Below are 22941 nucleotides of genomic sequence, written 5' to 3'. Positions count from 1 at the left end.
AACCCCGCTTGATTCCCAGAAGCCTCAAGTGGCATAACTCTTGCATTACAGACTCGGGGACGACGCACGACAGGAAAGGAACCGAGCCATGTCGATGCAAAATTATTGGGTGAAGCGAAATTCCAGGTCGGGCCACACCCTGTTGGGGATGGGCGTCGATCCGCGCTACCAATATTCGGGTGGCAGCAAAAACGTGAGAGAAGACCAGGACATCCGGATTCACCCCGTCCCCGGCGCGTTCGGGAGCTCCCGCGCCAGCGAGGAGCCGGAACTGTTGCCGACCTGACGCGAACCGAGAATTGTCGTCATTTGCCTTCGACCCGTCGTGGTGGATTCATTGCCGCCCCCATTCCTCGCCCTCCAGGGGTTTACCCTCGACTGGCTCACGTCTGGCTGGCTGGGATCCGTACTCGGCCCCCGGTTTTCATGATGGCCCGCGCACCGGGGCGGGGTCCGAGTACGGCCCCCAGCCACCCGGATCGCTCGACCCGTGGTCCACCCGAACGGAAACCGCTCGAGAACCGACGACCACCGCGAACACTCGAAGGCAGTCATTTTTTGGCAATCCACGCGGGAGAGTCCGACCTGCTCGGGAGGAATGCGACGGAGACACACGCCTATTGTTTGTGCAAATTCGAATTGAAACCTGGCAGACCTTGACTGGCGCGAGCGGTGGACTCGCGGATGAAGCGGGCCTGGAACGGTGGCCGGCCATCCGAGTGAAAACCGCGGTAACACGTCGTCACCAAGACAGGGAGCTGACGGTTTTCACTCGCCTTTCCGGCGAGTGAAAACCGTCAGGATCGGGAGTGAGCGCCTAGTTTCCGCTGGAGAACGGGATCGATCCGGTCGATTTCGGAGCGGCCTGGGGACGCGTCGGTCGCCTCGGATCAGTTCGGAACCTCGCCATTGGAGTTGAGCAAGACTCGAATACGTTCCAGGGCGCGCAGATGTCGCATTTTCACCGCCCCCTCGTTCAGCCCGACCGCCGATGCGATCTCAGGGAACGACAGGTCTTCGAGATACCGCAAAACCAGAACTTCGCGATCGCGGGGGGCAAGCCGGTCGAGCAACTGGCGAACTTGTTGACACAACTCCCCACGAATGACTTGCTGGCTCGGAGTACTCTGACTGGAGGCCAGCATGTCGGCAAGTTGGAGCGTCGTCTCATCCGGCAAGAACGCGTCCGCAGTTTGCTCCCGTAGCGAACTCCGCTTGTCCGTGTAGAGGTGGTGCCGGTGGAGCTGGATGACGCGTTCCATCGCAAAACGACGGAGCCAAGGATAAAACGGCAGGGGGGGTTCGCGGAGATACTCGCCGAGGTTCATCCCGGCGTCCGCGAGCGCGTCCCGGACGACGTCGGAAGGATCGAGACGGGATGACACTCGACGATCGAGCCGCACGGCAACCATTTGCTTCAGCCTGGGACGATACTTCTCGAGAAGACGACCCATCGCCTCCGGATCGCCGTCGCCGACTTGCCGAAGGAGAATGTCGGTGTCGGAGTCGTTGATCGCCAAAATGAAACTCCTCGTGCTCAAATCCTGATTCTTCAACGAAGCGAAGCACGCTCAGAACGCGGGATCGCATCCAAAGTCGGCTCATAGCCGATCACAAATTGACTCCGGGTAACCCGTTACCCTCTTTCGGCCACAAGCCGCCCCCGGTTCGATCGGCCAAACCGACCGCAGATTCGGCGCAAATCACCCCAAAAATCACCATCTCCCGAAAATTCCCGTGACGATTTTCCCAATTCCGCAGAACCAATGAGCGAGGGGACTCCTGGTGGACAAGTGCGGAGGGCAGCTTCCTTAAGTTCGCGAATGGGCGACTCCCGCCTGAGCATAACCTCGTCGCCGACCCAAGTCGACTGCGTGCCCCCCCCTGCGCGTCCATACAGGAACATGATTGAGGCCCATTTGATAATCCTATTTAACAATAATGCGTCTTTTAATATTCAACAAATACCATGCACACCCTAAATGATTGAGACGGGATCTTGCCGTCGTGCCCGAGCGTAGGGCCGCGAATCGACCTCGGCTTGGCTGATTCGTGGCGCCGATGATTCGGCACAACGGCAAGATCCTCGTCGCCAGGGACCTGGCAAAATCCACCGCCGATTCGGGACGCGTCGAATCGCGGCGGGAGATCGATGAGAGCCTCAACATACGAGGCGGGATCTCCCACAGGGCGACGCTGCCCTCCCGCGAACGATGAGCCAAACTCTGGGACACCTGGGACACCGCCAGCGGTCGACTCTTGAAGGGATGGAAGGAATCCCCAGGTATCGTCATGCCCCTGGCATGCTCATCCGACGGACGATCATTCGGCCACGGACGGGATGACGCTGGCCTCGTGCCGCCACGACGGAGTGGTTAAACTCAGGGACGCGCGGCTACCGGACGTGAACCAACCCGGCAACGGGAGCGATCCGTGGCCGCCCCCCCCATCCGCCAGAGTCGATTTTCGACCAGCCACAATCCGATTTTCAAAGTCGGTCCAACACTACCCCCACAGCACACTTTTCCACAACGGGAACGCGTGGCGTTGGGGTCCAGCCTCACCCGATTCGTCCCCAACGGCCCACCGTACGGATTCCCAACCGCGCCGTCGGGCGACTCTTTCTCCGCGCCGGCCCCAAGTCAGCAAGCAAGCCAACACGCATGTCCTGGTTTCACAGCAGGATTTGCATAGAGGTCAGGCACGCTTGCCGAGACGAGCCCGCTGTCCGCGGCGAAACGAAATTCCTTTCGCGATCCTTTGGATGAAGCTCGAGCACGCCCACAGACTGTTTCATGGGGTCTAACGATCAACTTCGGGGATCGGGACCATGGCTTGGGCCATGCCGAGCGTCAAAGATCTCCTGGGACGGCATCGGTTTCGCAATCTCGCCTCTACGTCTGAGCCATCCCGGGTTTGACCGCCAACCGCGGAATGCGCGGGCGATCCTTCGGACTTGCAGGGGGACGAGGGGACGGCGTCGCCACGGATGCGCCACGACGCGAGGTCCACGACAATGGCTCGACTTGAGCCACTCACCAAATCAACATTTGCTTATTTTCACAATTATCAAGCAAACCATGAACCCGCAATCCATCGATTCATTCATCCTGCCCTGCAAAGCCAGATTCACTCAAAACATAAAAACCCCTGCCCATCGCCGATAAAACGAGTCGGCCTAACCGGCTCTCACGATCGGTTGATTTTTTTATTTTTGCGTTGCACACCCCAGCGATTAGTCTAGACTTACCATTAGCAATTCCGGTTCTCTATTAGAGTTGTCCATATCGCCGGTCTGAATGGTGTGCCGACTAAGGACACCAATTTGCGGTGGGCCTCGCTCGTTCCGCCTCGGTTCGCAAAGTCGCAGCATCCACGCATTCTTCTTATCCACGTAACTGTTCGGAGGGTGGCATTCCATGCGCACACGTCGTGGTTTTACCCTGATCGAATTGTTGGTCGTGATCGCGATTATCGCGGTCTTGATCGCCCTGCTACTTCCCGCCGTCCAGGCAGCGCGAGAAGCGGCTCGTCGCTCCCAGTGCATCAACAACCTCAAGCAACTGGGCCTGGGGATGATGAACTACGAGAGTTCCAACGGCGGACTCCCTCCCGCCAAGATCTACGCGAGCACCTGTTCAACGGCGGGTGCCAATGGCGGAACCGGTCGGTCGATGAGCACCACGGCGTTTGCCCTTGTCCTCAGTTTCATGGAACAGACGGCGCTTGCCAACGCATACAACTTTAGTCAGGCGTCGACCAACGGTCTCGTCGGCCAAACCACCAGCACCGCAGGATCGGCCTTTTCCAACACGACGGTGATTGGGTCGATGGTTGCGTCGTTCGTCTGCCCGTCCGAGTCCAACCCGAACACGGTGGTTAACGACACCGTCGCCACCTACTACTCACGACAGAATGCCATGCGGAGCAATTACCTGGTCAGCTCCGCAATTTACACCGAATACAACTGCCCCGGCAGCAACGGCACCGGCATGCCCGATCAGGCCTCGCGCGGCGCCTTTTACAACGACCTGACCACGACCATCGCCAACATCTCCGACGGCACAAGCAACTCGTTCCTGGCCGGCGAGTCACTCAACGGCCTGGGACACTACCTGGGGACACAGTCGGCTTCTGATACGATCGGATACGGCTATGGACCGTACTGGGGATCGGGCACGCATACCTCCACCCACGGTCGGATCGATCCACCGACGTCGGGAACGGTTCTCATGTTTCTCCCCAACGGGAAAACGGGGAGCTACTACACAACCGTCGCGGCCGACCAGAAGAATCGCCCTTACGCCTGGGTGTTTAGCAGCAAGCATTCCGGTGGGGTGAACATGGGTATGGTCGATGGCAGCGTTCGATTCATCAAGAACACCATCAACGTTTACACGTGGTGGTCCTTGGCGACCATTTCCGCGGGCGAGGTCATCAGTTCCGACGCGTACTGAGCGAGCCGGCACCGCCCTTTCCTCGGTGCGCACGACCGCTTCCCAGCCGGTCGTGCGCGCCTCGCTCGGTCCATTCCGCTTCCGCTCGACCTCATCTGATATAAAGGCAAGCGTACCCGATGAGACAGATTCGATTGACGGCCGTCCTCGTCTTGGCCGGACTGGCGGGCTGCGACTCGGCGGAGAGCCGGGTCAAACTCGTCCCCGTTGTGGGAACGGTCACTCAAGGGGGCAAACCACTGGCCAATGCCGCTCTGTCGTTCATTCCCGAGCCGAGTAACACGGACAGTACCCCCGGCACGGCGTCTTCCGACGCGACCGGCTATTACGCGGCGATGTGGCTGACCCGGTCGGGATTGGCTCCCGGCAGCTACCGGGTCATGATCACCGCCGATCCATCGTCAGGGGGTGGCGCGATTCCTCCGGAGTTCCAGGCCGATCCCCTCATGGCTCAATTCCAGAACGCCGCGGCGCGACCCGCCGCCGCCAAGCCGGCCACCACGCTCAAGAGCGAGTTCAAGGCCGAGGTGACTGACGGGAAGGACCCCTTCGACTTCGACCTGGGACGGCTCCCCGCAGACTCGTCGGCGAAGAAGTAACCGCCTCGACTTCGAGCATGCCATTGGGGTGTGCTCGTAAGCTGATCCTCTGGCTGCGCGAGACTCCCCATCCATGATATCAAATCGTTTCATGCGACAACCATCGCGCTGGGCGATCATCCTCGCCATGGCCGTTGGCTCGGGCTGTACGGGAACCACGGAGGAAGAAGGCCCCGACTTCTCGAACCTGGTTCCTGTCACCGGAGTCATCACTCTGAATTCCGAACCTTTGCCGGGAGCGGTCGTGACCTTCCTCCCCAAACAATGGGCGACCGGACTCGGCGAAACCAATGAGAAGGGAGAATACAGCCTCTCGACCGCGAACCGACCGGGCCTCTCGCCGGGCGACTACAAAGTGGCCATCAGCCTTCTCCTTTCGGCGGAGGGGGAACCGCAAGGGCTTGGTGCCCGATCCAGCCTGGCTCAACCGCCAAGCATGTTGACCGCGAAAGAATATCTGCCCCGACACTATGCGGATCTCGGCACCTCCAAGCTCACCGCACATATCGAAGCCAAGGGAGGTACGTTCAACTTCAACCTCGACGCTCCCGAACTCGCCAAGCCTCCCCGGCCCGAGAGCGGAACCAACGAGAAAGGTGAACCGGCCGCCGCCAAGGCCGGAGACGATTCGCCCGTAACACCCGCTTCTCCCGCCAACGCCGAACCCAAGTAATGGTCGAAGGCAGGATGAACGAACCAACGACTCACCGCATTAAGATGGGCCAGAGCAGTTTGATCCCGTAAGTACGTTGCGGCCCATTTTTTCTGACACGGCTCACTGGGACGGAACCCATGCCATTCTCCTCGATTCTCTCGCATTGGATCTAATGCAAGTGAGTAGGACGGTACTGGCCGTCCTCAAGGCGTTCTCCCGGTTCAACCGAGCCGGAAAACTTCTTGGCCTTCGAAGACAGCGTCACAGTCGTGAGTCACCGGTTCGCTACGAAGCCAGGTGTTCCAGCCGAGTCGAGGGCCAATCTCCTGAGTTTCCTCCAGGACGCAGTCGGGAACCTCGTCGCCGCGCAGGATCAGTCGAACGTCGAAATCGAGATCCTGGCCAATGTAGAGCCGCACCAACTGAGCGAGCAGAAAGATGGCCTTGCGCTCAGCCACCGGGTCGCGGTCCGGGAGAAACTCGACGAACTGGGCGTAACCGATCGGGCCGAGATGAATGCAGATCTTGCTCTGGACATCCCAGACTCGGTCACCCACCACAGCGCCGGCGCCCAGTACGTTGTGACTGGCGTCGGCTCCGATCTGAGTTCGGTCGTCAGGCTCAAGCGCGAGCCATTGGCCGACATGCTGAGTCACACGCGCGGTGAGTCCGAAATAATCTCCGACGAAGGCCTCAAGACCGATGGCATTACGCGGGCGGTGGGCGAGAAGTCCCGCGTAATAGATCAAGGAGAGGTCATCGACGCGGGCCAGGGGCACATCGTGTTTCGCTTCTTCGGTCGTGACCCGTGTCGAGACGACGAGACGGCCGCGGACCGAGGGGGTCCCCAGTCCCACAAGGCTGTATAAGGATTGGCTGAAGGTGTCGAGATCGCCACTCCCCCAGTCGCGACGTTCGTAAGTGACCGGGAATCGGTATTTCTCCCAGGCGCGGTGGAACAGGGAGAGAAGCCGGTGGTTGAACAGGTCGAGCCACTCGCGCAAGGCCGCGTGCTCGGGCTCTTTTGAGGACTCGAGCCGGAACAGCAACTCGGTGTAGTGCCTGGGCAGAACTCCGCTCGGCCCGGTCAGACCGAAGAAGGCCTGGGTCAGCAGAGGAACCCCTGGGCCCGACCCCGGAAGCGCGAGATCGACGATCGCGCTCGGAGGAAAACCGAGCGAGACGTGGGCGCGAAACCGGACCGACTCGGACTCGGGCGGACCCCAGAGCCCGACCGGCACCCGCGTCGGGTCGAGCCGGTGGAGCAGGCGGACCGTCTGAAAAAAGTCGAACCCGTAAGGCGCGGCGAACAACTGCCGGGCGAGGCTTTCTGGCAATAACACACTCATGTTTTCATCCAAAGACTAGACGATCACATGATAGCCAGCCCGCGCGGGCCAGGTCTTGAACGGACGCCCGTCCTGCTTCGTCGTGGCCACGAGTCGGGTGAACGAGTTGATCGAGCAGTAGAGTCCGAGGAATCGCTCAAGGACGGACGCGAAGAGGTAGACGCCGGTGCCGACGTATTTCTCTTCGTCGAATTCGATCGTGATCTCGGTCCCCCGGCAAATTCCCACCTCGTCCTGGTCCGTCAAGCGAGCGACCGCGCGGCGGCTCCGGAGTGACGTCAGGCCTTCGATCAGTTGCCGATTGATTGTCGCGGTCGGTCCGCTCTCGTCGGGGTCGGAGAAGTCGTAGAGCCGGAGGATTTCCTGGAGCGCGGCGAGCCCTTCGTCCGAGTCGGACAGCGAGAGGTAATTCAAGCTGAGGTGTGAGATCAACCGCCAGTGGGCGCCTCGCCGCAACGGTGGGCGGATCGGCCGAGTGGGTGACCGCAAGCAGCGTACGCCGGTAATCGGCGCGGCCGTGACCAGCCAGAGGGCCAACCGATCGCCCAGGTGTTCCAGCCGTGTCGGCATATCCCGGTTCGTACATGTCGTCCAGACGACCAACGTCGAGTCGGCCGGTAAATTCGGGTTGAATCCCAGGTCGACCAGGTTGAGGAAGACCTCCGTTCCCGCGTCATCCTCACGAAGCGAGGGTTCGCGGCTGGCATACCAAAACGCTTGATTGTCGCGGCGCTCAGGCGCATGGCGAAACGAATAGAAGGGTTGATAGTCGGTGGTCGTCCGCGCGACCGGGTCGGTGCTCCGGACGGCGTTGACCGAATGGACTTCCAGGCCAAGCGGATGGGCCACGTCGGGGACGACGCGGTACTGGAACTGGGCCTGCGTCAGGGCGATCGGTTCAGCCGTCTGTTCAAATAAGTTGACGACCGGCGTGCAGCCCAGGCGGAACGTGTCGAGATTGACGCCTTGCTCCAGCGTCGGCGACGTCCGGTCCAAGAACAGGATCACCTCGATCTTGTCGGGATAGGCCGCCGCGGACAACCCTGCCAGGCCGGTCAGATCAAAAAAGAAGAACCTGCTCGGGAAGGCGAAGAACTCGGTCAGCAGGCGATAGCCAAGGAACGACTGGTGAGGGTACGGCAGCAGCCCCTCGTCGCGGTCGAACCCCACCTGACTCAGGCATTGCTCAGGGGAGAGCGTCAGCGGTGGCCAGCGCGGATCTGGGGTGGCCGGACGAATGACGATCCGAAGCGTGTGGTTGAAGATGGCCTCGTAGAGCGCGGCGGTGGTCGGACCATCACCGTCGAGGTAGAACCGAAGCCGGTCGAGCGAGAGGTCGGCGAACCGTAAGCCCGCCAGACAATCGAGCCGGAGTCGGATCGCCGCCGCCGCCTTGGGCGGAGTTTCCAGGCCGGCGGGAAACGGCGGGGGGGCGAGCCGAGCCTCGGTCAAGCGAACCGGCCAGAGCGTCACGGGATAGGCCGTGCGAAACTTGCAAGGCAGCTCCTCCAACGGCTGAGTGACGAGCTGGCTCCCTTTGGCGATCGTGAATCCGCCGGGCAGCCGCGCACGACTGGCATCGAGCTCGAACTGAACGATCGCCATCGACGGGATCGGCGCGAGGTAATGGGGATAGAGCGTGTTCAGCAACGCGTCGGTCAGCTCCGGGAACTCATCGTCGAGCTTCTGGTGCACCCGACCTGCCAGGAGCGCGAACGACTCAATCATCCGCTCGACGTGCGGGTCAGCGCTTCGATTCGACTCCAGCAGGAGTCGCCCCGCGGCCGCCGGATACTGCTGGGCGAAGTCCTGCGCCAGCCGGCGAATGAACCGCAACTCCCGTTCGTAATAAGTATAGAGCGTCTTGCTCATCGTGGAATCATCCCTCGCTTGACGTGATCAGGGCCCGGCCGGTCGTCAGCTCCAGCACGGTCTCGAACCCGAGCTCGGGATAGGGCTCGACACGCAGTCGCCCATCGATATGAAAGCGGATTTCTCGACCGAGCGGATCCTTATCCGCCAGGACCACCTGGACGTCACACAGCCGAGGCTCGAACCGCTCGATCAGTTCGGCGATGACCGGCCCCATCTCGCCGTCGCGTTCCAGGGCCATGGTCGAGAGGACCAACACGTCAGGAATCCCGAACGTGAAGACCGAGTGGGTCAACTCCTCGTAACACTTGGGCAGATCGCCCTGGGACTGCCTTGTGTTAAGTAACGCTTCCAGGTCGCGCCGAACCGCCTCGATCATCTGCTCGACGCTGACCCCCTCCGATCGGGTCGGTGTCGTTGAGCGGTTCGCCTGGGGCATCAGCCGGTCGAGAACCGACGGGACAAGGCCGCGATGGGGATCGACTGGGGACAAGAACGACCTCCCATGTCATTGCATTCAATTCGAGATACGAAAGGAATAGGAGGCCCCGATTGGACCGGAGCCGATCACGGTCAGGCCTCGGGCAGGCGCGCCGGTTCCGACTCCGACTCGACGATCAACTCGCGCCATTCCAACATCCCGATCGGGTCGTCGCCCATAAGGAAAGTCCGCAGGCCGAACCCGAGGGTAGGGCCCGGCTCGTCACCACGCCAGTCGGTCTTCCGACCGAGTTGAACGAGTTCGTCGGCATCGGTATGAGTGGCAGGATAGAGCGCCGACACGAAGACATCGCCGGACGCGGCGGCAAGCTCGAGCCGCGCGGGGATCCAGAGCAAGTCGCGAGGGAACCGAGGCGCCCCCATCGTCAAGCGCTCGACCTGCTCGAGCGGGACCCAGAAATAGCTACCACGCGCCATGACCTCGATCACGGTGCCGAACAGATCGTCGACATCGCGGAGCAGTTCAAAAGGCTGGCCGTTGAGCGAACCACGAAACGAGGGGACGTCGGCATTCGCCTTCGCCAGCAAGACAGCCGCGGCGGCCGAGTCGCCAGCCTGGAGCCGGGCGACCGCCTCGAGCCTGAGGAGGACGTGGGCCGGGGGATCGGTCAGGAACTTCGGTGGTGGCGAACCTGCCTGAAACAGCTCGCGCCGGAGCATTTCGGCGTCGAGGAGTCCTTGATAAGTCACGACCGCCGCCTGCAACTCGGGCTGGTCGAAATGCAAAGCATCGACCTGCTTTCGCGCGCGGCCGAGATCGCCCTCGAAGGCGAGGAGCTCGAAGAGGAAGAGGCGCTTCGCGGTGTCGGCGGGATGGGCCTTGACATCGAGGATCTGGGCTTCGATCGCTTCGCGAAGTCGACCCGCCTTGAACAGTTCATCGGCGCTCATGAGCATTGGCCTTGGCGCTGGAGGACGAAACCCTCGGCCTCCCGGGGGCGACCAGATCGCCCAGCCGGAAGGCACGCGAGGATCTTCATAACGGTCATCGATTAGACGTTCTTGTTCGTCGTCACGTCCCAGCCCTTGACGTTCGGCGTCCCCTTGCTCCCGCCCGTCTCCTGAGGCGTGTAGGTGATTTTCACCTGGGAGAACGAGAAGGTCACGATCTCGGACGGCCGGTCGTCGGTCGCGGTCGCCCCTTGCGCCTGGACCGTATCGATGTAGACTTCCTTGAAATCATATTGCAAATAGACGTTCTGACCGCCGCCGGCCTTCCGCATTACGACCGTCGCGGTGTCGAAGTGGCTCCCCTGACAGCAGGCGAGAAAGAGGTCGGGCGAAGAGTTGTCGGCCTTTTTCTCGACCTGGAAGGAGGAGAGTTGAACCTTACCCGCACCACTCCCCGGTGTCGCCGATCCGATGTCGCTCGGATTGCTCGCCCCGAACGAGAATGAGTTGAGGGCGATCCACTTGCTATAAGTGGAATCGGTCGACTCACCGGTGGGCGCGTTGCTCCCTTTGAACTGGAGGTAGCAATCGAAGGCCATGCGAAAAAACTCCCGAAGCTAGAGGATCGAGACGGACCGCGACTGACCACACTCAGCCCGCGGTTTCCACGGCCAAATCTTCCGGAATCCCAAACCTGGCATTGTTACGGTCGACTCACGACCCCGGATCGAAAAAAAAGAATGAGACTTCGCAGGTTCCACCGAGCGGACCCGACCGAAGGAGTTGAGGACCGACCCGTGTCGGCCCTCGTCGCCTCGAGGGGCTGCGCGGCGTCAGCTCTTCTTGGGAACCTCGGCGACCAGGCGGAGCGAGGCGGTCAGGGTCTCGAGCTGGTAGTGGGGACGGAGGTAGGCGATCGCCTCGAACCAACCCGGCTTGCCCTTGACCTCACGGACCTCGATATGAGCCTCGGAGAGCGGTCGTTTTGCCTTGGTCTCATCGCCCGCCCCTTGCGGGTTGACGACGTAGTTGTTGATCCAGTCGTTGAGCCACTTCGAGGCGTCGGACAACTCCATGAACGAGCCGATCTTGTCGCGTGCCATGACCTTGAGGTAGTGGGCGAATCGCGACGTGCAAAGCAGCAAGTTGAACTTCGCCGAGAGCTCGGCGTTGGCATTGGCCGCCGGGTCGAAGTAGGTCTTGGGCTTCTGAGTCGACTGCGCTCCCATGAACACGGCGAAGTCGCGACCTTTGTCGTGGAGCAGGGGGAGGAAGCCGAGGTTGGAGAGCTCGAACTCGCGACGGTCGGAGATCGCGATCTCGGTCGGGCACTTCATGGCGACATCGCCATCGTCGGTCGGGAAGGTATGCACCGGCAGCCCTTCGACCTTGCCCCCCCCTTCGACCCCTCGGGTCCGCGCGAACCAGCCGTACTTGGCGAACGAGTCGGTCACTCGGGCCGCGTACGCCCAGGCGGCGTTCATCCAGAGGTACTTGCTGTGGTCCTTACCGTCGACGAACTCCTCAAAATTGAACTCATCCACTTTGGTGAACTGATCACCATAGGGGAGTCGCGACAGAACGTGCGGCAGCGTCAAGGCCACGTAGCGCGAGTCATCCGACTCGCGGAAGCTCTTCCACGACGCGTATTCCACCCCGTCGAAGATCTTGGCGAGGTCGCGGGGGGTCGCCAGTTCGGTGAATTGCTCCATGTTGAACAAGCTGGGGGCGGCGGCGGCCACGAACGGCGCATGCGCGGCGGCGGCGACGTTCGACACCATGCGGAGCAGGCCGACGTCTTCCGGGCCGCGGCCGAACTCGTAGTCGCCCACCAGCATGCCGTAGGGCTCGCCGCCCAGTTGGCCGTATTCCTCTTCATAGATCTTCTTGAAGAGGGCGCTCTGGTCGAACTCGACCGCCTTTTCCAGGTCTTTGAACAGATCTCGCTTGGAGACATTCAAGACGCGGATCTTGAGACTCTCGCCGGTCTCGGACTGGTGGACCAGGTAGTGCAGTCCCCGCCAGGTGGCCTCGAGCCGCTGAAACTCGGGGGTGTGGAGAACTTCATTCAATTGGGACGAGAGCTTCTGATCGATCGCGCCGATCCAGGTCTTGATGTTGGTTTCAACATCCTTCGAGACGACCTGGCCCGGCTCGACGACGTGGTCGAGGAACTGGCGAAAGTAGTCTTTCGCGCGGTCCGCCTCGACACCACTTTGCGGTCGGGTTGCCGCGATGACCTGATCCAGCAGACTCGGGCCGGCCGCGGCCTCGGTCTCGACCTCGGTCGGCGCGGCGACGGATTGCACTTGCTCGTCGGCGCTGCTCATTTCGAGGGCTCCGTTTCAGTGGCAGGTTCGGTGGCGGCCGGCGACTCGCCGCCCATCTGTTTGGCCAAGTCTTTGGCGGCGTCCGTATTGCTTAACACTTCCATGAGCAACTGCTCAAGCTTATCGTTGCCTTCCATCTTACTGAGGAGCTGAGTGAGCTGATTGCGCATCTCGAGCATCTTCCGCATCGGCTCCACCTGCTCGACGACCCGGGCCGGCTCGAAGTCTTCAAAGCTCTTGAAATTGAGCTCGACAGCGATCTTGTTGCCCGAGTCGCTCAACCGGTCGGGGACCCGGAGCGCCAGCCGGGGCGCCGCCTTGGCCAGCACATTATCGAAATTGTCGCGGTCGATCGCGACGACCTTCCGCTCCTTGAGCGGTTTGGGGGAGTCCTTGGGCTGACCGGACAGGTCGGCGAGCACGCCGACGATGAACGGCAGCTCGATCTTTTCCATCGCGCCGCCGGTTTCCACGTCGTAGGTAATCTGGACGCGTGGCCGGCGCACCCGATCCAGTTTGTGCTGTAGGCTTTCGCTTGACATTGTCATCCTCGGATAGAGACCACCGGTCGCGCCCCGGACACCTCGAACGAACGGCATTCCGCCAAGGTCGCCGAGGGTTGGTTGGTTTGGCGAATCGGTCGAACAAGCCCTAAACCCACAAAATCCCAAGCCCACGGTTCAACAATTCCCAAGGGCGGAATCGGACTCTGACGGTGGCTCCCGACTCCGCTCCCCGCGCTCCGGACGCAAGGCCCTTGATCCTCGCTCCACCGCAAGCGGACGATGACCATCCCCCCATCCGAAGCCTGCGAATCGAGGACCGTACGTTCAAGGATAGCACCCAGTCTTGAGCGATGTTGACTTGCAACCAGATCGGCAAATGCCGGATTCACTAGACTCTAAGAGATAAGTTTCGCCCAGTAAACACGCCTCGAAAAAAAGCCGAAGCGTCTTCACGACCTTTCGCAAGAGTCTGATGATCGCAGTCGGAGCGATTTTTTCGAGACGGTCGCCACGTCGCCGGGTTTTCGGCCCGGCCCCGAATGGCCCGGCGCCCTCGCCACAGGGTCGCATCAATCCGTAAATTCCACGCGTCCGCCCGGACGAACCACAAAACGGAGTCGTTCCGCATAATCCCCGTTGGTTACATATCCGAAGTTGCCGACCACCTTGGTCCCATCAGCCAGTGATCCGTTGAGCACGAACCCATCATCGCCCTTGATCCAGAACGGAGCCGTCTCGGCTCCCCCATCGGGCAAGCTCTTGATCGTCACGATGTGCCCCGCACGAGACAAAGAAATATCCAACAAATCGAGTGATTGTCCCGAACGGTTCTCAACGACGAGCCGGTTCTCCGCGCGTCGAAAGCCGCAAGTCACCCCGCCGAACACCAAGGCCAGTCCCGCGATCGCCGTCATCCCCTGTCGCACCGAGAGTCGCACGCCAGGCAATCGCATGGTTTGGGTTTCCTCAATAGTTCGCCGATAGCCTCATGAGGCGAATCACGATCGCTGGGGGCGTCGCATCGTCGTCGTAACCGGGAGTCCGCAGTCAGCTCGCGAACCGGGAACCTTGTCGACCGGAGGCGAATCCATGGGGCATTCGTCAATATTGCCGTTATTTTGGCAAGATGGGACACCACAAAAAGTCTCAGGGCCAATCTTATCCAACTTGCGCAAACTGCGTCAAAATATAGGAATGCCCCCTTTGAATTCCCCCGACAGCGAACGGGGCAGTCGGTTCGTGGAACGGATCTTAACCGTGGTGGCCAGTTGCCGATCCCAGAGTCGCGACGTGCTGAAATTCCTCACTCAAGCCATCATGGCCCACCAGAATGGGTCTCAGAAACCATCGATTCTGGGCGAGGGGGCGTGAACGCTTACGATCGGAATGCTGCCGACCTGATGCGTTCATTCGCTTCACCAGTGTCGATCCGAACACACCGAATGAAATTCTTCAACTCCTGGGATTCGGACGCCTTTCGGGCGCGAAAGATCATTACGAACTTACATTTGACGTTCCAGAGTTAATTGCTTTGAATCAGAAACACTTTCCAGATTCTCAGTTTTGGAAGGATGCCTTTAAAGGTCAGAATTGCAAGCTTCCTGATCAGCAGCAAGGCTGAATGAGTACACGTCTGTCGATTGGCCGACCGCAATGAATGCATGCAAGGTTTCATGCACGCACTTAGAGATTGGGTGGCGAATTCATCATGTGACCTTCTCGCTAGAGATTGTGGCTTCCAGAGGATAGAATTTCTCCTAAGGGCGAGAAGGGGATAACGCTAACTCAACGAGTTGTCGTCGAATCCCGTTGGTCGGGAGGGCCTGGAGGTCATCACTTCTCGCACCAATCTCAGCACAGGGTTCACGCACCGTGGCTAGATGCACAGCACCAGTACAGGGCCATCGCTCAGCGGCCGCTCGGGCCGCCTGCCCTGCATGCGGCGGCGGCGGACGCTATAGCGGCTACAGCAGCTACAGCTCCTACTCAGCCCCTTCCTACTCGTCATCGGGAAACAGCGGAGGCAGCCGGAGCAGCGGCGCCGGCGGTTCCAGCAGAAGCGTGAGGCCGCGCTGGTCACCAGCCGGTTCGACTCAGTTTTACACGCCCGAGGAAGTGCGGGCTCTCACGCCAATCCGCGAAACCGTCGAGAAACGAGCGCTTTTGCCGGAGCTTCGGCACATCTTTCTGTGCCACGCGTGGGACGACCGGCAGGGGGTCGCCAAGACACTGTACGATTTGCTCGTGGCAAGTGGTATCTCGGTCTGGTTCAGTGAGAATGACATTGGCCTCGGCGAGCCGTTTCTCCGTGCTATCGACAAAGGCTTGGCGAAGTCGCGAATCGGAATCGTACTGGTAACCCCAGCGCTGCTGAAGCGCCTTCCAACAGCGGGCGTCGCAGACAAGGAGCTTTCGGTACTCCTCGCGCGTGACCAGATCGTTCCCATCGTGCATGGTACGACGTACGACGATCTCCGCGAGGTCAGCCCCATGCTTGCCTCACGAAACGGCCTAGACACCGCAGAAATGCCGATGACAGACGTCGCAGCCAAGCTCGCCGATCTGGTCACCTACATCGTCGCACAAGTGGTCTAAGTGCCGACGCGGCGGCTCTCACCGGGACGCCGCGCACCGTGTCACGGGTGTTGCTCGAGTTGGCGAACCTTCAGTTACACTGCTCGTGGTTCGGCGTTGGGCCCAGCAGCTTTTCGTTTATGACGGCACTCTACTCAAACCAGAGTTATCCCATTGACCAGCGGCTTCGCGCCCGTCCTTCTCCTGGGCGATCCTGACGATCATCCTAACCGGATCTTCGTTGAGCTGTGGGATACGAAGGATTGGCCGGACATGCTGACCCATTTGGAGACGCTTCACGGCGTCTCCTACGTCACCTCGCATGAGGCGAGACCGGACTCACCAGGGCTGACTTTCACTTACGCTGGCCACAAATTCTCATTCCATCGGGGGTGCGGCGATTACTTGGGTTTGGTCGAAGATCCTCGTTGCCCCGATGAGGTTCTTCTTCGCGTTGCCAACCATTTCAACAGACTTCTGTGCCCAATTACCACGCACTGGTTCCGGTCTCATTGGAGATGCCGTTGGCGATGGGGAAAGCCTAACCGAAACCGGTCCGCCGATTGAGCCGTCGAGCATTAGGATAGGCAGCTCGTTTCGGTGTAATCGACCGGAGAATGCATTGATACTAATCGCGGGCTCTTCACCCAAATGAGTAACCAGCTGACGATTGGTTTATGAGGCATGCTCATTTGTCGCTTGTTTGCTTTTCGTCGAATTCTTTGAACTCTTTCATCATTCGTACTGTGTCTTCTCCCATTGATTTCATGAATTTTGGGAAATAGTCCTCCTTGCCATCGACAGACATAGTTTCCGCCCACATGAATTCGACGAAAAAACCGAGTAATCCAATACCGGTCGCAATAAATGCTCTTCGTGGATCCGAGTCATTTTTTCCTCTCTTATAGCCTTTGAACTCTTTTAAACAAAGCTTCTCGCAGCTTGAGCTTATGGTGACATTCACAAATTGAAGATTCTCGCGCGAGTGTGCGAAACCATTTCGGATTGTCCGGATTGTTTGAAGGTTATCGTAGACCGTTTTGCTAAAGCGTCGCATTAGATATGCGAGTTTAATTCTGCTCGAGAATGTCCCTAACGCGGAATCGAACCGAAACACTTCGTCGATTACACGCTTATCCTTGACCAATCTGCTTTTAATCATCTCCGACAGCGCGTCATCGAGCCAAGCTGTTACGATCAATGCCACTGCTCTGTCCGATTCGCTATCAAGCGTGGCGACCATCTTATAGATATTCCTGAAATGAAAATCGGCGTAGTCGAACGGCTTTTGTTTCGCCATTGTTGCCTCGGAACAGGGCTTAGGACAGGGCGATTGCGTCAATAAGTCTTGCTGTGCGATGAATTTACGTCGACTAGAGCACCAATCTGGGGCGGTTTAGTCGACGCAAGTCCTTGTAGCAAGATCATTTAATGGTGCAATCGCCCTGGGGCTTAGGAATAGGCCGGGAATAACTTCCCGTTTTCATGCTGGTTTGGGGAGAGCCCGGTAGTTCCATTTGGGCAGGACTTTGTCGAAGACAATTTTCATGCCCTCCTTGAATCCCTCGGCGCACTTCATGCCGGTCTGATACACCTTCTCAAGGATTCGCACTGCCACCTTCAAGCCCGTGGCAGTCTCGGTCTTGGAGATGTAGTACTGGACCGTCTCCAACGTTCGAAAGATCACCCCGCGGCAGGCCCGCGTCACGTGCGGGAAGAGGCGGTGCTCGATCGGGTTGTACTTCGAGCAGTACGGCGGGTAATGGGCGATTCGGATCTCGATGCCCAGCCGATTCGCCAACTTCTGAAGTTGCTCCTTGAATACATATCTTGACGCACTATTGCTACCTCCGCCGTCGCACAGCACCAGCAGTTTCTTTGCCCCGGGATAGGCCAACCGACCGTGGTATTCCCACCAAGCCGCAATGCTGTCACAGGCCAGTTCGCTGGTGTCGTGGCTGGTGTTGAGGTGGACGAATCCAAGGTTCCGCCCCACGTCGTAGATCCCGTGCGGGATCACAGTACCCGAGCCCATGCTCCCGAAGTCATGGTCGTTGACCACGATCGTTTCTTGAGTATCGATCACCCCGTCGCGTTGGAAATCGCCCAGCAATTCCTTCTTCTTCGTGTCGATGCTGATTACCGGCAAGCCGGCCTTCAAGTACCTCTTCTTGAGACGGGAGATATTCTCGAACTGGGCGTTGCGATCCGGGTGGCGCGGCCCCATCGTCTTCTTCTTCACCGCCTTCCGCCTGCGGTAACCATGCTTCCGGAGCAACTTCGAGACGATGTCGCGACTGACGCGTGTCCCCAATTCCTCCATCCGCTTGGCGATCTGGCGCCGCGACAAGTTGGTCCATTTCACTTCAAGTCGCATCGGGTCGCCCGCGGTGTGGTCCTCAAGGACCTTGTGAAAGTTCGCTTCGATGGCCGAGTCGACCTCGATCAACCGTTTCCGGCCGCCCCTTTTTTGCGAGTGCGGCCCGTGTCCAGGTCGTCCTCGCCTTCCAACTCCCCGAGGCCTAACCGGATCGTCTTCGGGTCGCACTCCAGGACACCCGCGATGTATTCGACCCCGCCGTGCCCCAACTTCGCGGCCTCGATCGCCGCATACCGCCGCCGGTCGTTCTCTTTCAACGAGCCGAAGAGCCGTTTCATCATCCGTTGGACTGTCGATGTGTAGGCTTCCATGTGACCCTCCCGTATACTCCCTCCAAACATCTGGTCTGACATCCTAACCGATGCCAACCACGGAAGTTATCCCCGGCCTATTCCTTAGTGCTTTTTGTTTGTCAGTATGAACGCGACCACCCAAACGAGTATCCGGTTCAGATAAATTTCTCCCAAGCTTGTAGCGCCTTCGTCGCCACATCGAATGCATCGAGTTTTGCGCCATTGTGATCAATCTCGATCTTCAATGAGATTGTTTGTGGGACTTCTTTGACCGGCTCCCCGGCAATCGGAAGCGTGTCCGTGATTCCGATTGTGAATGTCTTTTTACCCATCGTCGGCAGTGCGCCGCTCCTTGGGCTTTTTGTCAGTATGAGATGCTTAGTTGAGTTGCAAATATCCGCGCAGATTGCCAACTCCAGAGTAGTATTGATATGGTTCTCGATCTCTGGACCGGTGCGCGTGCTGAAGGCTGGATCATTCTTCAACCAATCCTTAAGGTGATAGCAGTTTTGGAAAAAGGCGTGGATGTCGTCAATATGATTCTCCACGGAGCCATCGAATATACCGCTTTCGTTAATCCGCTCAAATCGCTTGAAACATCGGCGGACGCGGTTGAGTTGCTCTTGGTAACCGGTCATCTGTTGGCCTCGCATTTATATGCTTTTGTTGTGCCCAGGCGGTAATCAGAAGTAGATTACCGCCGAGTTGGTGAGATTCCCGAACGAGTACTGGTAAGCAATCAAGCTTTCTCGATCGAGATGAACGTCCATTTGGCAGGGCCATCGGTTTCCGCTCTAAAGCCAGCGTCACCATCGGCCGTTCGCAGCGGGGTTCCCTTATGAGACGAGACGCCGACGATATCGAAGAGAAAGTGGCCTGAATCGTCGTTCAGATCCACCGCAACTTGTTCGGTTTCGTCCATCTTGGAGAGCTTTTCTTTGAGTTCCTTGACTGTCATGATTTTGCCTCAGGGAAAAAACGTCTCGGTAACAGCTCGCCATCCATGATATCGCTCTCGGAAGCTCAGACAATAGGCATTTTCCACGATCTCCAGTACCGTCTGTCGCTACGCGGCCTGCGTGCCCCTGCGTATCTTCCGAGTGCCCGTACTATCGGGGAGCAAACAAAGACAGCCATGTAGGAATCGGTCAAAACGAGGGCGGGCAGCCTGGGGACGAAGTGGCCCCTCCCGGCCAGGAATACTGGCGGTTTGTTCAGATTCCGGGGACGAACCGCGGGCCGATGGACCATCTCTGTCGCTGCAGATCACGCTCGCCACACTGGTAATATCAGGGGAGTGACCCCACACAGCCGGATCCGACGTTGGTGATCGGACAGAGCGCCACGCTTTAACCACGGCTTTGCGCCACGGGGACATTCGACGTTATTCGGTCCCTCGGCCGGGTCGTCACTCTGTGGGATCAGGCTCCCCTGACACGCTCGATGGTAGCAAATTCACCCCCAGCTTCGCCAAGACCGCGGGGAGAATCTCGCCCAAAAGTTGCGGACCGGTTCCCCGCTTCGACCGGGGCCGCGACAGTTCCTCGGTCAGCGGGACCGCCTCCGACCGATGCTCCGATCGGGGAAGCTGGCACACCGCCGAATCCAAGATCAACATAGTACGTGCACAATCAACATTGTGTTCGTTCAAAAATTTGATCAGTTTTTCAAGAACATAATGCCGATGCTGACAGCTCGGGTGGCGGTAGACCGATTGCCCCGCCACCATCTGGTAGGCGATCCGGCAGAATCGGCCGCCGACCTTGACATGGATGTCGCGCGGATCCTTGCCACTCAATCGCCACTTGGCGGCTTGGATCCTGAAATAATCATTACATGTGATCAAATTGTCGGCGATCCGGAGGATCACTTCGCGGAGCGAGTGATTGCCGCGGCGCACCAACGCCCCGTTGCTCCGGTCGACGGTGTCGCTTTGATACCGCGAGGGAAACAGCCCGGCGCGGCCGGTGATCGAACGGGCTTTGGGATAACGGCCGATCGGCCCCATCTCGCCAGCGAACTCGGCGGCGGTCGCCACGTTGATCCCCGGAATTCCCAGCAACAGCACGTAGGGGGTGCGAGCCAGGAACCCGGCGAGATCCCCTTCGACGGTCCGGATGGCCTCAAGCTTGGTCATCCGATCTCCATCAAGTGACATGAGCAACCGCAGATGACTTGGCGATTGCGAATGTTGTGCGGGAGCCGCCTTGGACCAGGCGACGATCTTCTCGACGGTCTTCAGATGCGGATGGAATCCCGCCTCACGAAGCCGCCTGAGGAGCCCGAGGACACCGACCTCGAGAATCGCGTCGGCCGATTGCAAGTTCTTGACGATCCAGAGCGGCAGTGGGCTGTCAAACGGATCAATGACCGCACTAAACCCTGGCATGATCAATTGAAAATGGTCGTGAATTTGGTTTCGAAGTGTGACGTTCTTGGTGACAAGATCGCGGCGATGACGAGCCAGGAGTTGGAGGTCAGCGTAGAGGGGGTCGGGTTCGTGCTCGAGGAGTCCGAAACCGTTGACCGCCGCGCGATGGATGGCGGAGAGGTCGGTGTCATCGGTTTTATTGCCGGGATCGGCGGGCTGGCGAAATTGCTTGGTGGCGAAGGGATGGACGATCCGGACCTCAAAGCCAGCCGCCTGGAACGCGGCCTGGACCGGCAGGTGAAACCGCCCCGTGCGTTCGACCACGACGATCACCACCCCGAGCCGAAGCCGCTGAGCCGCCGCGTGGACCGCATGAATCGCTGCCTCGAACCCCCCGCGATCGTGGTTGATGACCGTGGGAGGGAGCAGGACCGTCCCATAGAAATCGGCCAGCAGGAACTTGGATCGTGCCTTGGCGCAATCGATGCTGACGATCCCAAACCGTTCTGGGCCCACGGCTTGCACTCGGGGATGCAAGGTTCCCGTAGGCTTCTGAATCTCGTGGGAGCGACGATGCCGCCTGGAAGCAGTGCGAGTTGCCATGCGAATGGACCTCCAAGAAAGGACCGGGAAGAAATCCCACTCCTACTATGGAAGTCTTTATGAGCCAGAGAGTTAAGAGTTATTCTCTCTGATTTGCTACATACCAGGGGACATTCGTCAATATTGCCGTTGTCTGGGCAAAATGGGATACTACGAAGAGTCTTACAGGGATAATTTTATCCAGCTTGCGCAGACTGCATCACGACATGAGAATTTCCCTATTGAATTCCCCTATTTGAACCGCCTTCGTGTTTGCTCAGTCCCTCAAAACCAATCGCTGCCCCAATCCCAACTCATCGAAAACCACTGTCGCCTATCTTGGATAAGCAATTCGCCACGTTACCGGATTTTCCGCCCGGGTCCATCAACCTGGTGCCGTTTCCACAATGTCAAACGAGCCAGCCCATGCGAAGGCCCAAAGACAGGGCGCTCATGCTCCCAGGCTTCCGATAAACAAAAAGCCCCGGTAACGTGGCGACAGTCTCGCGATTTTCCAAGGATGGACCGGAGAGTTGACGGCCGCCGCTCTGCTCCGGAGAATGGCACGGTCGACTCTCGGACTTCAAGCCGCTGCCTGCTTGCATGATGATTCGTAAACGTAACAGAACATGATTCACAAACAATACTGTTTCCTGTCAGGGCTGCCCCGGAGCGGCTCGACCCTCCTGGCGAACATCCTGGCGCAGAATCCGCGATTCCATGCTTCGGCGACGAGCGGCATTCTCGACGTCATCTTCGGCGTGCGGAACCACTGGGACCAACTCGCCCCGTTCCAGGCGATGATCGACCGAGACGCGTCTGAGGCGGCGAAGCGCCGGGTTCTTCGGGGTATCCTCGAGTCTTATTATGCCGACGATCCGCGCCCGGTGGTCTTCGACAAGTCGCGGAGTTGGCTGGCCCACCTTGAGCTGGCCGAAGCCATTCTGGGAAGGCGGGCGCGGGTCCTGGTCCCGGTCCGCGACATCCGCGAGGTCCTGGCCAGCTTCGAACGGCTCTGGCGGAAGGCGTCGGCGACCCGACAGATCCCCCAAGAATCCCAGTTTTACGTCGAGTTCCAGAGTATTGAAGGCCGATGCGCGGTCTGGGCTCGGGGCGACCAACCTCTGGGCCTGGCCTGCAACCGGATCCGCGACGCCCTGATGCGCGGATTCCGCGATCGTTTGCTGTTCGTGCCTTATGAGTCGTTGACTGCGGCTCCCGCTATGACAATGGCTCAAATCTACGAGTTTCTCGGTGAGGAGCCGTTCGCGCACGACTTCGAGAACGTGGTGCAGGTGACTCATGAGGACGACCGGGCCTATGGCTTCGCCGACCTCCATAGCATCCGCGCCCGGGTCGAGCCGACACCACCGCACTGGCCGAAGGTGCTCGGCGAGGCCGCGGCCCTCTATGCCAACGTCCGATTCTGGTGACCAGGTGGGTTGAGCCGTCCCAACGTCGCCGCAACCGATGCGGGGCCGCTTGCGTCTCCTGACCGTTTCTGGCACAGTTCAGCCTGACTGAGCGGGGCGACGCATCGCGTCGGCGGTACTCATTCCACCCCCCTGCCTGGGCCGTTCG

Annotated in this window: 21 protein-coding genes and 1 pseudogene; 7 read left to right on the top strand and 15 right to left on the bottom strand. The window is 59.4% G+C overall.

Annotation, left to right across the window (positions count from 1 at the left end):
* Nucleotides 1-88 precede the first annotated feature (88 nt).
* Nucleotides 89-286, top strand: a complete 198-nt coding sequence (locus BUS42_RS31720; protein ID WP_074313776.1) for a hypothetical protein — start codon at nucleotides 89-91, stop codon at nucleotides 284-286.
* 604 nt (nucleotides 287-890) lie between these two features.
* Here the strand turns inward: BUS42_RS31720 and BUS42_RS31715 are convergent.
* A complete protein-coding gene (locus BUS42_RS31715; RefSeq protein ID WP_074313774.1) occupies nucleotides 891-1520 on the bottom strand; it encodes a sigma-70 family RNA polymerase sigma factor in 630 nt (209 codons plus the stop codon).
* A gap of 1899 nt (nucleotides 1521-3419) precedes the next feature.
* On the opposite strand from BUS42_RS31715, the gene BUS42_RS31710 reads away from it, so the two are divergent.
* The 3 genes from BUS42_RS31710 to BUS42_RS31700 all read left to right on the top strand — a co-directional run bounded on the left by BUS42_RS31710 (nucleotide 3420) and on the right by BUS42_RS31700 (nucleotide 5729).
* On the top strand, nucleotides 3420-4457 hold the full coding sequence (locus tag BUS42_RS31710; RefSeq protein ID WP_074313772.1) for a DUF1559 domain-containing protein: 1038 nt from the start codon (nucleotides 3420-3422) through the stop codon (nucleotides 4455-4457).
* Between the two features lie 119 nt (nucleotides 4458-4576).
* Nucleotides 4577-5056, top strand: coding sequence for a carboxypeptidase-like regulatory domain-containing protein (locus tag BUS42_RS31705; protein ID WP_074313770.1), 480 nt, complete (start codon nucleotides 4577-4579; stop codon nucleotides 5054-5056).
* 91 nt (nucleotides 5057-5147) lie between these two features.
* Nucleotides 5148-5729, top strand: coding sequence for a carboxypeptidase-like regulatory domain-containing protein (locus tag BUS42_RS31700; protein WP_216821104.1), 582 nt, complete (start codon nucleotides 5148-5150; stop codon nucleotides 5727-5729).
* A 203-nt stretch (nucleotides 5730-5932) separates the two neighbouring features.
* Here the strand turns inward: BUS42_RS31700 and tssG are convergent, their stop codons facing one another.
* The 8 genes from tssG to BUS42_RS31660 form a co-directional block, all read right to left on the bottom strand.
* Nucleotides 5933-7060: a type VI secretion system baseplate subunit TssG gene (gene tssG / locus BUS42_RS31695; RefSeq protein WP_074313766.1), complete on the bottom strand. Its 1128-nt coding sequence runs from the start codon at nucleotides 7058-7060 to the stop codon at nucleotides 5933-5935.
* A gap of 15 nt (nucleotides 7061-7075) precedes the next feature.
* Nucleotides 7076-8932 (bottom strand): type VI secretion system baseplate subunit TssF, encoded by a 1857-nt coding sequence (tssF, locus tag BUS42_RS31690; RefSeq protein ID WP_074313765.1) that lies wholly within the window; start codon nucleotides 8930-8932, stop codon nucleotides 7076-7078.
* Between the two features lie 7 nt (nucleotides 8933-8939).
* Nucleotides 8940-9425, bottom strand: a complete 486-nt coding sequence (gene tssE / locus BUS42_RS31685) for a type VI secretion system baseplate subunit TssE (RefSeq protein WP_074313763.1) — start codon at nucleotides 9423-9425, stop codon at nucleotides 8940-8942.
* 80 nt (nucleotides 9426-9505) lie between these two features.
* Nucleotides 9506-10324: a type VI secretion system accessory protein TagJ gene (locus BUS42_RS31680; protein ID WP_159452323.1), complete on the bottom strand. Its 819-nt coding sequence runs from the start codon at nucleotides 10322-10324 to the stop codon at nucleotides 9506-9508.
* A 101-nt stretch (nucleotides 10325-10425) separates the two neighbouring features.
* Nucleotides 10426-10923 carry an Hcp family type VI secretion system effector gene (locus BUS42_RS31675; protein ID WP_074313760.1) on the bottom strand — a complete coding sequence of 166 codons (498 nt, stop codon included), beginning with the start codon at nucleotides 10921-10923 and terminating at the stop codon, nucleotides 10426-10428.
* Between the two features lie 234 nt (nucleotides 10924-11157).
* Entirely contained in the window at nucleotides 11158-12654 is a 1497-nt protein-coding gene (gene tssC, locus BUS42_RS31670) for a type VI secretion system contractile sheath large subunit (RefSeq protein WP_074313758.1), read from the bottom strand.
* Nucleotides 12651-13196, bottom strand: coding sequence for a type VI secretion system contractile sheath small subunit (tssB, locus tag BUS42_RS31665; RefSeq protein WP_074313757.1), 546 nt, complete (start codon nucleotides 13194-13196; stop codon nucleotides 12651-12653). Before tssB ends, tssC begins: the two co-directional genes overlap by 4 nt.
* Before the next feature lie 533 nt (nucleotides 13197-13729).
* Nucleotides 13730-14113, bottom strand: a complete 384-nt coding sequence (locus tag BUS42_RS31660; protein ID WP_074313755.1) for a hypothetical protein — start codon at nucleotides 14111-14113, stop codon at nucleotides 13730-13732.
* Nucleotides 14114-14375: 262 nt separating this feature from the next.
* On the opposite strand from BUS42_RS31660, the pseudogene BUS42_RS43215 reads away from it, so the two are divergent.
* Nucleotides 14376-14531: pseudogene (locus BUS42_RS43215) on the top strand (IS66 family transposase); the annotation flags it as partial.
* A gap of 501 nt (nucleotides 14532-15032) precedes the next feature.
* Entirely contained in the window at nucleotides 15033-15755 is a 723-nt protein-coding gene (locus tag BUS42_RS31650) for a toll/interleukin-1 receptor domain-containing protein (protein ID WP_074315537.1), read from the top strand.
* Between the two features lie 667 nt (nucleotides 15756-16422).
* Here BUS42_RS31650 and BUS42_RS31645 read toward each other — a convergent pair.
* From BUS42_RS31645 to BUS42_RS31620, 6 genes are all read right to left on the bottom strand, one after another.
* A complete protein-coding gene (locus BUS42_RS31645) occupies nucleotides 16423-17034 on the bottom strand; it encodes a hypothetical protein (RefSeq protein WP_074313754.1) in 612 nt (203 codons plus the stop codon).
* A gap of 183 nt (nucleotides 17035-17217) precedes the next feature.
* Nucleotides 17218-18183: an ISAzo13 family transposase gene (locus tag BUS42_RS31640; RefSeq protein ID WP_074306208.1), complete on the bottom strand. Its 966-nt coding sequence runs from the start codon at nucleotides 18181-18183 to the stop codon at nucleotides 17218-17220.
* Nucleotides 18180-18425, bottom strand: a complete 246-nt coding sequence (locus tag BUS42_RS44485) for a hypothetical protein (RefSeq protein ID WP_074313751.1) — start codon at nucleotides 18423-18425, stop codon at nucleotides 18180-18182. Before BUS42_RS44485 ends, BUS42_RS31640 begins: the two co-directional genes overlap by 4 nt.
* A gap of 137 nt (nucleotides 18426-18562) precedes the next feature.
* Complete coding sequence (locus BUS42_RS31630) at nucleotides 18563-19045, bottom strand: hypothetical protein (protein ID WP_074313749.1); 483 nt, start codon at nucleotides 19043-19045, stop codon at nucleotides 18563-18565.
* A 101-nt stretch (nucleotides 19046-19146) separates the two neighbouring features.
* The gene (locus BUS42_RS31625) at nucleotides 19147-19365 is read right to left on the bottom strand and encodes a hypothetical protein (protein ID WP_074313747.1); all 219 of its coding nucleotides are present in this window, start codon (nucleotides 19363-19365) and stop codon (nucleotides 19147-19149) included.
* A 450-nt stretch (nucleotides 19366-19815) separates the two neighbouring features.
* A complete protein-coding gene (locus BUS42_RS31620; RefSeq protein WP_159452259.1) occupies nucleotides 19816-21294 on the bottom strand; it encodes an IS110 family transposase in 1479 nt (492 codons plus the stop codon).
* 695 nt (nucleotides 21295-21989) lie between these two features.
* Between BUS42_RS31620 and BUS42_RS31615 the strand changes: the two genes are divergently transcribed.
* Nucleotides 21990-22793 (top strand): sulfotransferase family protein, encoded by an 804-nt coding sequence (locus tag BUS42_RS31615; RefSeq protein ID WP_074313745.1) that lies wholly within the window; start codon nucleotides 21990-21992, stop codon nucleotides 22791-22793.
* Nucleotides 22794-22941: the final 148 nt, after the last annotated feature.

The sequence above is a fragment of the Singulisphaera sp. GP187 genome (genome assembly GCF_900129635.1).
Classification (GTDB): Bacteria; Planctomycetota; Planctomycetia; order Isosphaerales; family Isosphaeraceae; genus Singulisphaera.
Note: the sequence above shows the minus strand (reverse complement) of the source record. Positions and strands in the feature narration are given on the sequence as shown.

Coding starts and splice junctions, on each gene's coding strand:
- BUS42_RS31720 (WP_074313776.1), top strand. CDS start 89: ATGTCGATGCAAAATTATTGGGTGAAGCGAAATTCCAGGTCGGGCCAC.
- BUS42_RS31710 (WP_074313772.1), top strand. CDS start 3,420: ATGCGCACACGTCGTGGTTTTACCCTGATCGAATTGTTGGTCGTGATC.
- BUS42_RS31705 (WP_074313770.1), top strand. CDS start 4,577: ATGAGACAGATTCGATTGACGGCCGTCCTCGTCTTGGCCGGACTGGCG.
- BUS42_RS31700 (WP_216821104.1), top strand. CDS start 5,148: ATGCGACAACCATCGCGCTGGGCGATCATCCTCGCCATGGCCGTTGGC.
- tssG (WP_074313766.1), bottom strand. CDS start 7,060: ATGAGTGTGTTATTGCCAGAAAGCCTCGCCCGGCAGTTGTTCGCCGCG.
- tssF (WP_074313765.1), bottom strand. CDS start 8,932: ATGAGCAAGACGCTCTATACTTATTACGAACGGGAGTTGCGGTTCATT.
- BUS42_RS31680 (WP_159452323.1), bottom strand. CDS start 10,324: ATGAGCGCCGATGAACTGTTCAAGGCGGGTCGACTTCGCGAAGCGATC.
- BUS42_RS31675 (WP_074313760.1), bottom strand. CDS start 10,923: ATGGCCTTCGATTGCTACCTCCAGTTCAAAGGGAGCAACGCGCCCACC.
- tssC (WP_074313758.1), bottom strand. CDS start 12,654: ATGAGCAGCGCCGACGAGCAAGTGCAATCCGTCGCCGCGCCGACCGAG.
- tssB (WP_074313757.1), bottom strand. CDS start 13,196: ATGTCAAGCGAAAGCCTACAGCACAAACTGGATCGGGTGCGCCGGCCA.
- BUS42_RS31660 (WP_074313755.1), bottom strand. CDS start 14,113: ATGCGATTGCCTGGCGTGCGACTCTCGGTGCGACAGGGGATGACGGCG.
- BUS42_RS31645 (WP_074313754.1), bottom strand. CDS start 17,034: ATGGCGAAACAAAAGCCGTTCGACTACGCCGATTTTCATTTCAGGAAT.
- BUS42_RS44485 (WP_074313751.1), bottom strand. CDS start 18,425: ATGGAAGCCTACACATCGACAGTCCAACGGATGATGAAACGGCTCTTC.
- BUS42_RS31630 (WP_074313749.1), bottom strand. CDS start 19,045: ATGACCGGTTACCAAGAGCAACTCAACCGCGTCCGCCGATGTTTCAAG.
- BUS42_RS31625 (WP_074313747.1), bottom strand. CDS start 19,365: ATGACAGTCAAGGAACTCAAAGAAAAGCTCTCCAAGATGGACGAAACC.
- BUS42_RS31615 (WP_074313745.1), top strand. CDS start 21,990: ATGATTCACAAACAATACTGTTTCCTGTCAGGGCTGCCCCGGAGCGGC.